The organism is Arthrobacter sp. H14, assembly GCF_000520495.1.
GTDB lineage: Bacteria > Actinomycetota > Actinomycetes > Actinomycetales > Micrococcaceae > Arthrobacter_C.
In genome coordinates this window covers 91,207-102,271 of the sequence record NZ_KI914655.1, presented here as the reverse complement: position 1 = coordinate 102,271, position 11,065 = coordinate 91,207, and the positions used below count along the sequence as shown (strand labels likewise).

Annotated in this window: 10 protein-coding genes; all 10 read right to left on the bottom strand. The window is 60.5% G+C overall.

What is annotated here, in order from left to right:
* Positions 1-159: 159 nt before the first annotated feature.
* On the bottom strand, positions 160-3,699 hold the full coding sequence (gene dnaE / locus Y707_RS0112275) for a DNA polymerase III subunit alpha (protein WP_026535316.1): 3,540 nt from the start codon (positions 3,697-3,699) through the stop codon (positions 160-162).
* A gap of 95 nt (positions 3,700-3,794) precedes the next feature.
* A complete protein-coding gene (locus Y707_RS0112270; RefSeq protein ID WP_026535315.1) occupies positions 3,795-4,721 on the bottom strand; it encodes an RluA family pseudouridine synthase in 927 nt (308 codons plus the stop codon).
* The gene (gene lspA / locus Y707_RS25590) at positions 4,721-5,413 is read right to left on the bottom strand and encodes a signal peptidase II (protein ID WP_081744830.1); all 693 of its coding nucleotides are present in this window, start codon (positions 5,411-5,413) and stop codon (positions 4,721-4,723) included. Before lspA ends, Y707_RS0112270 begins: the two co-directional genes overlap by 1 nt.
* Before the next feature lie 86 nt (positions 5,414-5,499).
* Positions 5,500-6,153 (bottom strand): DivIVA domain-containing protein, encoded by a 654-nt coding sequence (locus Y707_RS0112260; RefSeq protein ID WP_026535314.1) that lies wholly within the window; start codon positions 6,151-6,153, stop codon positions 5,500-5,502.
* Positions 6,154-6,297: 144 nt separating this feature from the next.
* Positions 6,298-6,606 carry a YggT family protein gene (locus Y707_RS0112255; protein ID WP_026535313.1) on the bottom strand — a complete coding sequence of 103 codons (309 nt, stop codon included), beginning with the start codon at positions 6,604-6,606 and terminating at the stop codon, positions 6,298-6,300.
* Positions 6,607-6,679: 73 nt separating this feature from the next.
* Positions 6,680-7,201, bottom strand: coding sequence for a cell division protein SepF (locus tag Y707_RS0112250; RefSeq protein ID WP_026535312.1), 522 nt, complete (start codon positions 7,199-7,201; stop codon positions 6,680-6,682).
* Positions 7,202-7,274: 73 nt separating this feature from the next.
* Positions 7,275-8,048 (bottom strand): YggS family pyridoxal phosphate-dependent enzyme, encoded by a 774-nt coding sequence (locus Y707_RS0112245; RefSeq protein WP_026535311.1) that lies wholly within the window; start codon positions 8,046-8,048, stop codon positions 7,275-7,277.
* Positions 8,035-8,730, bottom strand: coding sequence for a purine nucleoside phosphorylase YfiH/LACC1 family protein (locus tag Y707_RS0112240; protein ID WP_253905154.1), 696 nt, complete (start codon positions 8,728-8,730; stop codon positions 8,035-8,037). Before Y707_RS0112240 ends, Y707_RS0112245 begins: the two co-directional genes overlap by 14 nt.
* A gap of 56 nt (positions 8,731-8,786) precedes the next feature.
* Positions 8,787-9,965: a cell division protein FtsZ gene (gene ftsZ, locus Y707_RS0112235; protein ID WP_026535309.1), complete on the bottom strand. Its 1,179-nt coding sequence runs from the start codon at positions 9,963-9,965 to the stop codon at positions 8,787-8,789.
* A 245-nt stretch (positions 9,966-10,210) separates the two neighbouring features.
* The coding region (locus Y707_RS0112230) for a cell division protein FtsQ/DivIB (RefSeq protein WP_051441934.1) at positions 10,211-11,065 on the bottom strand (855 nt) is incomplete at its 5' end.

Genomic DNA, 11,065 nt, shown 5'->3' with positions numbered 1-11,065 from the left:
CAACAGGCCGGCGGGCAGTCCCGCGGCGGCCGTCATGGTGAACCAACGCACCAATGATGCCGGCGGTGCCTTCGATAAGTCGTCAGGCATCCGGGGAGCGTAGACGTCCGGCGGGTAGACCGCCTTCGGTGCACTGCCGGATTCGGAATCCTTCATCATTTAGCCGGCATCCAGGCACGCCGGACCGAGCAGCACCTTCAGATCCCCGAAGAGGGACGGCGTTGGGCTGACCCGCAGGTCGACGCCGAGCCGGAGGAGTTCGACCTTGCGGGGGCCGGTGAGTTTCAACTGCACCTCGGTGGTGCCCGGATGGTTCCGGAGCACGTCCCCGAGTTCCGTCACGACGGTTTCAGTTGCCTTATGGTTGATCATCGAAATCATCACCGGACCCGAATGCCCGTCGCTCAGGTCGGGAACCGTCAACTCCTGTGCGTTGAGGGTGATGGCGCCATCGTCGCGGCGCTGCAGGCGGCCCCGTACGACGACGATGAGGTCCTCGGCCAGAATGGTGGAAATCGGCCCGTATACCTTGCCGAAGAACATCACTTCCATAGACCCGCCAAGGTCCTCGATCTCGGCACGCGCGTACGCGTTGCCGCTGTTCTTGGCAATCCTGCGCGAGAGCGAGGTGATCATGCCCGCGATCGTGACAATCGCGCCGTCGGGCGGTCCTTCCTCCCCAATAATCTGGGTGATATTGGAGTCGGCGTGCTGGCTGAGTATGCTTTCCAGGCCGCTGAGCGGGTGGTCGGAGACGTACAGGCCGAGCATCTCTCGTTCAAACGACAGCAGGTCCTTCTTGTCCCACTCGGGCAGTTCCGGAACAGCGACGGCGAATCCGGCGTCGGGGTTCTCCTCACCCATCAATGAGAAGAAATCGAACTGGTTCTCGGCTTCCTTGCGCTTGACAGCCACCACCGAGTCGACGGCCTCCTCATGGATCATAGCCAGGGCCCGGCGCGGGTGACCGAGCGAATCGAAAGCTCCAGCCTTGACCATTGATTCAATGGTCCGCTTGTTACATACGACGGCGGGGACCTTCTGCAGGAAGTCGTTGAAGGAGGTGAATTTACCCTTTTCGGCGCGGGCCGCCGTCATCGCGTTGACCACGTTGGTGCCCACGTTGCGCACCGCGGCCATCCCGAAGCGGATGTCCTTGCCAACAGGTGTGAAGTTGACGGCGGATTCGTTGACATCGGGCGGCAGCACGGTGATGCCCATCCTGCGGCACTCGTTCAGGTACATCGCCAGCTTGTCTTTGTCGTCGCCGACGCTGGTCAGCAGGGCAGCCATGTACTCTGCTGGATAGTGGGCCTTCAGGTAGGCCGTCCAGTAGGACACCAGACCGTAAGCGGCCGAGTGGGCTTTGTTGAAGGCGTAGTCGGAGAAGGGCAGCAGGATGTCCCAGAGGGTCTTGACCGCGGAGGCGGAGTAGCCGTTGTCCTTCATGCCCTGGGCGAAGCCGACGTACTGCTTATCCAGCTCGGCTTTCTTCTTCTTGCCCATCGCCCGGCGCAGAATGTCGGCTTGGCCAAGAGAGTAGCCGGCCACCTTCTGTGCGATCGCCATGACCTGCTCCTGGTACACGATCAGCCCGTACGTTCCGCCCAGGATCTCCGCCAGGGGCTCTTCGAGCTCCGCATGGATAGGCTCGACTTTCTGCAGGCCGGTCTTGCGCAAGGCGTAGTTCGTGTGCGAGTTCGCACCCATCGGTCCCGGCCGGTACAGCGCGATAACGGCGGAAATGTCTTCAAAGTTGTCCGGACGCATCTGTTTCAGCAGCGCACGCATCGGGCCGCCGTCGAGCTGGAAGACGCCCAAGGTGTCACCGCGGGCCAACAGCTCATAGGACCCCTTGTCATCGAGTCCCAGGTCCTCCAGCACCAGGTCGAAGTCCTTGTTCAGCTTTACGTTCTCCACCGCATCGGTGATGATCGTCAAGTTCCGCAGTCCCAAAAAGTCCATTTTGATCAGGCCAAGGCCTTCACAGGTCGGGTAGTCGAACTGGGTCAGGACCTGCCCGTCCTGCTCGCGGCGCATGATCGGGATAATGTCGATGAGCGGATCCGAGGACATGATCACCCCGGCCGCGTGCACGCCCCACTGGCGTTTTAGCCCTTCCAGCCCCAGCGCCGTCTCAAAGACTTTCTGCGAATCGGGGTCGGACTTAAGCAGTTCGCGCATTTCGTCCGCCTCCGAATACCGGGGCGAATCGGGATTGTGGACCTCAGGCAGCGTGATGCCTTTGCCCATCACGTCCGGCGGCATGGCCTTGGTCAGCCGCTCACCGGTGGAGAAGGGATAGCCCATCACGCGGGAGGAGTCTTTCAGAGCCTGCTTGGCCTTAATCGTTCCGTAGGTGACGATCATGGCCACACGCTCGTCACCGTACTTTTCGGTGACGTACCGGATCACTTCTGAGCGGCGCCGATCGTCAAAGTCGACGTCGAAGTCGGGCATGGAGACGCGCTCGGGATTGAGGAACCGCTCGAAGATCAGACCGTGTTTGAGTGGATCGAGGTCGGTAATGCGCATCGCGTAGGCCACCATGGAACCCGCGCCGGAACCACGGCCCGGGCCGACCCTGATGCCGTTGTTCTTTGCCCAGTTGATGAAGTCGGCGACCACCAGGAAGTATCCTGGGAAACCCATCTGCGAGATGACGCCGACCTCGAATTCGGCCTGCTTGCGGACATCGTCAGGAATGCCGGCCGGGTACCGGTAGTGCAGTCCCTTTTCGACTTCCTTCACGAACCAGGACTGTTCGTTTTCGCCCTCAGGAACCGGAAAGCGCGGCATGTAGCTGGCACTGGTGTCGAATTCGACGTCGCAGCGTTCAGCAATCAACAGGGTGTTATCGCATGCCTCGGGGTGGTCACGGAAGATGGAGCGCATTTCGGCGGGCGACTTGAGGTAGAACTCGTCGACGTCGAATTTAAACCGTTTGGGATCAGCCATGGTCGAGCCCGACTGAACGCACAACAGCGCCGCGTGGGCCTTGGCATCTTCAGCATTCGTGTAGTGGAGGTCGTTGGTGGCGACCAGCGGAAGACCGAGGTCCTTGGCCAGCTTCACCAGGTCCTGGGAGATGTTGCGCTCGATGTCCAGACCATGGTCCATCAACTCGCAGTAATAGTTCTCCGCCCCGAAGATGTCACGCATCTCGGCGGCGGCCGCGACGGCTTCCTTGTACTGCCCCAGCCTCAGGCGGGTCTGCACCTCGCCGGACGGGCACCCGGTGGTGGCAATCAGCCCCTTCCCGTAGGTGTTGAGCAGCTCCCGGTCCATACGGGGCTTATACAGAAAGCCTTCCAGCGACGCCAGCGAAGACATCCGGAAAAGGTTATGCATCCCCTCCGTGTTCGAGGCCAACAGCGTCATGTGTGTATAGGCACCGGCACCGGAGACGTCGCCCCGGCCACCATTGCCCCATTGGACACGGGTGCGGTCCTGGCGGGCGGTACCGGGCGTGACATATGCCTCGACCCCGATGATCGGCTTGATGCCGGCGGACTTCGCCTTGGACCAGAAGTCGAAGGCACCGAAAACAAATCCATGGTCGGTAGTGGCGAGCGAGTTCATGCCCAGCGCTTCGGTCTGCTCGAACAGATCGGTTAAGCGGGCGGCACCGTCCAACATGGAGTACTCGGTGTGGTTGTGCAGGTGTACGAATGAATCTTTTGTCTTAGTAGGTGCCACGTCAACAGTCTAGATGGGACTACGAGTTGGGATCGACAGGCGCCGCCGGAGAAGGAAGGATCAGTCCGTTCCGCCTGGTCCAAAGGACGGACCTGTCAGCGGGTGGTTTCGAGCAGGGCCTGCAATGCGTACTGCAGATCCTGGGGATAATCGCTGACATATTCCACGCGGTCGCCTGTACCTGGCTGGCTGAAGGCCAGCGAGCGGGCGTGCAGCCATTGCCTGGTCAAGCCAAGGGTCGCGGCCAACCGTGGGTCGGCCCCATACGTGAGATCCCCAGCGCAGGGGTGCTTCAGCGCGGAGAAATGTACCCTGATCTGATGCGTCCTGCCGGTTTCCAGATGAACCTCAACGAGCGATGCCCTGCCGAATGCTTCAATAACCTCATAGTGGGTGATTGAAGGCCTGCCGTCTTCGATGACGGCAAAGCGCCAGTCGTGGCCCGGATGACGGCCGATCGGTGCGTCGATGGTGCCGGAGAGCGGGTCCGGCAGTCCTTGGACGAGGGCGTGATAGACCTTCTCCACGGTGCGTTCCTTGAAAGCCCGCTTGAGGTTTGTGTATCCCAATTCCGTTTTGGCAACCACCATCACACCTGAGGTGCCGACGTCGAGCCGGTGCACAATGCCCGCCCGCTCCCGGGATCCCGACGTCGAAATCCTGAATCCAGCGGCGGCAAGCCCACCTACAACGGTTGGTCCAACCCAACCCGGAGAGGGATGGGCCGCGACACCCACCGGCTTATCAATGACGACGTAATCTTCCTCGTCGGCCAGGATCGCCATGTCATCGATGGGCTGCGCCACCACCTCCAAGGGGTCCCGGCGTTCCGGAATCTGGATTTCCAACCAACTGCCGGCCTCGAGCCGGTCGGATTTCCCGAGGACGGAACCGTTGGCGGAGACGTGTCCTTCGCTGCACATTGCGGCAGCAGCCGACCGGGAGACCCCTAGAAGGTTTGCTATGCCGGCGTCTGCACGCTGTCCGGCGGTCTCCTCGGAAACCTGGATGGAATGACGCATTATTTTCCTCCAGGGCTTCCGTGGCCGTCGCTGTCGTGGGCACCGTCTGGATTCGCTCTGGCTGAGCGTTTCCCGCCGCGGCGGCCACCATTGTCTTCCTCAGTCACGGGCTGTCCATCCAGGCCGATTCCCTTAAAAGTCAGGATGCAGATCAAAATGACGGCTCCGACGACGGCCGAGTCCGCGATGTTGAAAATGGCGAAGTTGGGAAAGGCGATAAAGTCCACGACGTGGCCCATACCGAAGGATGGTTCCCGGAACAAACGATCGGTGAGATTCCCCAACGCTCCGCCGGCCAGCAACCCGAAGGCGATGGACCACCAAAAGGATCCGAGACGGCGGCTGAGCCAAAAAACGATCAGTGGTACTGCCGCCTGGATGATCGTGAAAATCCAGGTCACATCCTCCCCGATCGAGAATGCCGCGCCGGAGTTGCGGATGAAATGCCAGCTGAGAACCGGGGGGAGGACTTCTGTTATCTGGCCTTCCGTCATCGTTGCCACGACCCACAGCTTGGTGACTTGGTCGAAAGCGTAGGCGAAAAGTCCGGCGGCAGCCATTATCAGCAGGCAGGTGCTCCTTTTCCTCCTGCGGCCGCCGTCACCGGAAGTACCAGTGCCATCGGCTGTGGAACCCGCAACAGGGTGCTTACTGCCGGCGGCCTCCGGCGTGCCAGGGGAATTATCTGTCATGGCGCTTTCGTGGTGCTTAAGTACAATGGCCGGCTTCTGAGTAGGACTCAGTCGCCGGCCATAGCACTTGATGGGAAATTCGGAAATTACACTTCGGATTTATCGGTGGAGTCCGCAGAAGCGACGGAGCCGCGGGCGTCGAGGTCGCGCAGCTGTCCTTCAATGTAGGCCTTCAGGCGTGAGCGGTAGTCACGCTCAAAGCCACGCAGTTGCTCAACCTTGCGCTCCAGCACTGACCGCTGCTGTTCGAGTTCGCCGAGGGTCTTGCGGCTCTTCTCCTGAGCATCGTTGACCAGACCGTGCGCTTCGACCTGCGCCTCGGAAATGATCTTGTCGCGCTGTTCCACACCGGCATTGACGTATTCGTCATGCAGTCGCTGGGCCATGGCCAGAACTCCGGCCGCGGATTCGGAAGTGGGCTGCTGCTGGGCAGGAGCGGCCGGCTCGGCCTTCGCCGGTGCCTCTTCGACTACAGGCTCGGGCTCCTTGACCTGTTCCGTTTCCTTCTTTTCCGCAGGCGCTGCCTCGGCGGCCGGGACGGGCGCGGCCACAGCCTGGGTCTTCGGGCTCGCATCAGCATCCGCAAGCTTCTTGCGCAGCTCGTCGTTCTCCTGGTTCAGACGGCGCAGCTCGACGACGATTTCATCAAGGAAATCGTCGACCTCGTCCTGGTCATAGCCCTCACGGAATTTGGTGGGCTGGAACCGCTTATTGACAACATCTTCTGGCGTTAGAGCCATCTGGTCACCTCATACTGGTTATATCTGCAACGGCCTGCCGCGGCAGTCGTCGCTACGGTACCGATCTCTTATCAAACTTAGTTCACTCTATATGTGAATCAGAGTATATCTTTTAGATTACGAAGACTAACCTCCATGAAGTTCCTAGGATGCCAAGGCAGTTGCCGATGCCGATGCGGAGACGATCGACATGGCGATGTAAGTGGCCAGCACCAGAACCAGGAACGCGAGGTCTAGGGAGATGTTCCCCAAACGCAACGGGGGCATGACCCGGCGCAACTTCCGCAGCGGAGGATCTGTTACCGAATAAACACCGGACGCCAGAACAAGCGCAAGCCCCTTTGGCTTCCAGTCACGGGCAAAAACCTGCACCCAGTCGAAAACCAAACGAATCAGCAGGGCGAGAAGAAACAACAGCAGGAGCACGTACAGCAGCGAAAAAACAATACTCACGCGTCAGCCACATTCCTTACAGATACCAGATAACAGGACGTACCCCATAGTAATGGCACAGACGGGGAGGTCCCTAGTTTTGATTGAAGAAGCTGGCCTGGTTATCGCTGACGCTCTTGTCATCACCAAGGACTTCGACGTTTGAGGGTGAGAGAAGGAACACCTTATTGGTGACACGCTCGATGCTTCCGTGCAGTCCGAAAACCAACCCTGCCGAGAAGTCGACCAGTCGCTTGGCGTCCGATTCCCCCATGTCCGTGACATTCATGATCACCGGGATGCCGTCGCGGAAGCTTTCACCAATCAACTTGGCGTCGTTGTATGAGCGCGGGTGGATCGTGGTGATTTGCCGCAGCCCGTAGGTCTCCTCCTTCGAGGAGGGTGCACGCTTAATTGGAGTCACCGGAGCGCGGTATTCATCCTCTGCCACCCGGTTGGATTCCGCTGCAGCCGATTCCGTGCGGTGCTCGTCGCGATCATAGTCCACTGAATAGTCCTCATTCTTGTGTCCCGAGTGATGTTGCTCAGGCTCGTAGTGCTCGTCACCATCGGCGAGCCCAAGATAGATCATTGTCTTGCGCAATGCACCAGCCATGGTTAGCTCCTATCGTGCCAAGTTACAGCGCTGATTTCGAATGGCGCCCCTGTTGTGTGCCCTAGCTGGAACGCTACCGTAAACCGGGGCGCTGACCGAGGACATTGGAACCGACACGCAGGTGTGTCGCCCCGTGTTTTATGGCGTGTTCGAGGTCCCCGCTCATACCGGCCGAGACTGCATCGGCATGGGGGTATTCATGCCGCAGTTGATGGGAAATATCCGCCAGCCTGCCGAAGGCCACATCGGGATCACTGCCCAGCGGTGCAACGGCCATCACACCGGCCAGATCAAGATATTCAGCATTCTCGATTCTTGTTGCCAGCTCCAGCACATCCGCCGGGTCTGCTCCGCCGCGTTCCGCACCCTGGTGCGCTGAAGCGTCCTGGTCTGCGCCGCCCGCGCCCTCATCCATGTTGACCTGGATGAAGCACTGCATATTCCCCCTCGGTGCCGAACCTGCTTCCTGACGTGCCTGCTGTTCCATCGTCATGGCTTTGTTGAGCGATTTAATGACCGAAGACCGGTCGACGGAATGAACTGCGTAGGCATACCGGACGACGGATTTTGCCTTATTGCTTTGCAACTGGCCGATGAAGTGCCAGCGCAAACCTGCACAGTCAGGATCCGCCGCCGTTTCTGCCGCTTTGGCGGATGCTTCCTGATCACGATTCTCGCCCACGTCCTGGACTCCAAGGGTTGCCAGGGCTGCTACGTCTGAGGCAGGGAAGAACTTCGTGACGACAATTAACGCCGGATCTGTTTCTCTGCCGGCGTCCGCAGCCGCATTGGCAATCCGCTGCCTTACCGACTGAAGGCCGGCGGCCAATTCATCATGTCTGCTCACGCCACACCAATCCTGCGAATCGTCCCGTCTGGTGATCCCGCCGGTACGAAAACAGCCGGCCTTCTTCCATGGTGCACCCATAAATCTGCTCGACAACGACGCCGAAACCGGCAAGCTGCCTGCTCACGCCCCCGGACAAGTCAAGTCTGGCCGTTCCCTGTCTGGTCGTCGTCCTGGTTCCGGGGACTTGGGCCGCTACGGAATCGGCCATGTCTTCAGGGACTTCATAACATTGCCCGCAAATGGCAGGTCCAATCCAGGCTTTTAGTTCACCGGTGGCGATTAATCGCAGTTCCCGCACGGCCGCGGGAATGACGCCCTCGGAAAGTCCCTGGCGGCCGGCATGGACAACGGCGGTTCCTGTCACCATCCCGGTGTCCGCGTTGAAGCCGGCAAGCAGCACTGGGACACAATCCGCCACCATCACGGCCATCGGATTAAGTCCTCCGGGAGACACCATAGCGTCGGCACCGGGCAGTGCATCGCCGTCGTTGGGCGGACCAGCAGGGACAAGCTGATCCGCCCATGCGACGCGTGCGGAATGCACCTGGTTCATGAACAGCAGCGATTCCGGTGGCTTGCCCATTGCGGCCGCCAGGCGTGAGCGGCGCCGCCGGACTGCAGGGACGTCATCGCCGACGTGCAGGGCAAGGTTGCCCGCCCCGGCGTCAGTGAACGCCACCCATAGTCCGTCAGCAACCTGCCGGCGCCACCAGAACACTGCCTCAGTCCGTCGTTTTACTTCAGGAAGTCCGGCACATCCAGATCGTCGTGGCGGACGCGGCCGTTGCCCTCGGGCTCGACGACGGCGGGAAGATCGACATCAAAACCTGCGTCGGCCGGAAGCTGGCTGCCCTGGCCCTGCTGGTAGTTGCTGGACCACGCCCCGGCTCCGACAGTTGCGGGCATCGGTGCGGCCTCGGGCCTGTGTTGCTCTTCCTGGACGGGAACGGCCGGCGCAGATGTTGTGTCCACGTTGTCGAATCCAGCCGCGATAACCGTCACCCGCGCCTCGTCGCCCAGCGCATCGTCGATGACTGCACCGAAGATGATGTTTGCCTCCGGGTGTGCGACTTCCTGCACCAGCCTGGCCGCCTCATTGATCTCAAAGAGACCGAGGTCCGATCCGCCCTGGATGGACAGCAGCACGCCGTGCGCACCGTCGATGGAAGCCTCCAGCAGCGGCGAAGCGATGGCCAGTTCCGCAGCCTTAACCGCCCGGTCGTCGCCCCGGGCCGAACCGATACCCATCAGCGCCGACCCTGCACCCTGCATAACAGACTTCACATCGGCAAAGTCAAGGTTGATCAATCCTGGTGTCGTGATCAGGTCAGTAATGCCCTGCACACCGGAAAGCAGCACCTGGTCCGCCGAGCGGAACGCGTCCAGCATGGAGACGTTACGGTCGCTGATGGACAGGAGCCTGTCATTGGGAATGACGATCAGGGTATCGACCTCGTCGCGCAGTGAGTCGATGCCGGATTCCGCCTGGTTGGAACGGCGGCGCCCTTCAAAGGTGAAGGGACGTGTCACGACGCCGATCGTCAGCGCTCCCAGGGAGCGGGCGATACGCGCAACGACCGGCGCACCTCCGGTACCGGTTCCGCCGCCTTCTCCTGCGGTGACAAAAACCATGTCCGCTCCGCGGATCACTTCTTCAATTTCATCTTGATGGTCTTCGGCGGCCTTGCGGCCCACCTCTGGGTCGGCGCCGGCGCCCAGTCCACGGGTAAGCTCACGCCCGACGTCGAGTTTGACGTCTGCGTCGCTCATCAGCAGAGCCTGCGCATCGGTGTTGATGGCAATGAACTCCACGCCACGGAGTCCAACCTCGATCATTCGGTTGACGGCGTTCACTCCACCGCCGCCGATGCCGACGACCTTTATGACGGCCAAGTAATTCTGCGGTGCTGCCACGTCCTGTGTCCCTTGTTCGAATCTCTGCACTGACTGATCTTGCTGGAGCGGGCGCTTTTCGCGACCGGAAGCATCTGCTTCTTAACCCTAACCCTCTACTTGAGGGTCATAGTTATGTCAAGTAACTCCTTAACCGAGACGCTATGGGTCATCGGAAGCTCTTGCAATGACCGGTCCCGCGTGTCGCGGGAAACTTAAAATCCCACCGCCGGCACCGGCATATCTGACGCCGCCGCGCATTTGATTTAACGTGTCACCGGTCTGGTGGGCGCGCTGACGTCGTAGACCTCTATCGGCTGTTGGGGCTCCAGCAGCTCCCCCTCCGCCGGTTTGGCTTTGGTCTCTTCGAGGAGAATACCCAGCACCTTGGCTTTAAGCTTGCTGCGTTCGGCATTTCCCCACAAAACACGCTTTCCATTCTCCAGGCTCAGTTCCACTGAATCCTCGGATTCGGCGGAAGCGTGCTCCAGCTTGCCCAGGATGTCGGCCGGCAAGGCGCCAAGTACCGCGGTCGTCGCCCGGAAAATATCTTCTCCCAGGTCTTCCTGATCTCCGTCGATCAACGGATATGGCGCATCGACCCTGTCCTTGACAGTCGCCAGCCTGGTGCCTTCCTCGTCGATCAGCTTGAAATCATTACCGTCCTTCAGCACCGCGACCGGAACGCGCTCTTCAATATGCACCACCAGAGTGGACGGTGGACTTGCCTCAATGCTGACTTCGCGCACCTGCGGCACATCGGAGACCAGCGAATAGACTTCACCGGTACTGATCTGCGGCAGTGGAACCTGCATCAGTGAGTCCAGCTCTTTCAGGATCGTGCTCTCGGACGCCAGCTTGGTTCCGTCGACGGCGATGTTCTTGACCGCGAATATCGGCGTAAAAATCACAGCCGCGATCAGACCGCCAATGACGACGACGGCGGTGCCAAGTCCGATCAGCCAGTTTCGACGGCGGCGCCACCGTTTCGGCCGCGGAAGTTTTACCACCGAATCCTGCGCGGAAGCCGATCCCCCGCCGACCGGTCCTTCGTCCACAGTCGTCCCGCCGGCCGCCACTTCCACTATGGTGTCTCCGGCTTGTGCCGTGCCGGCCGCCGG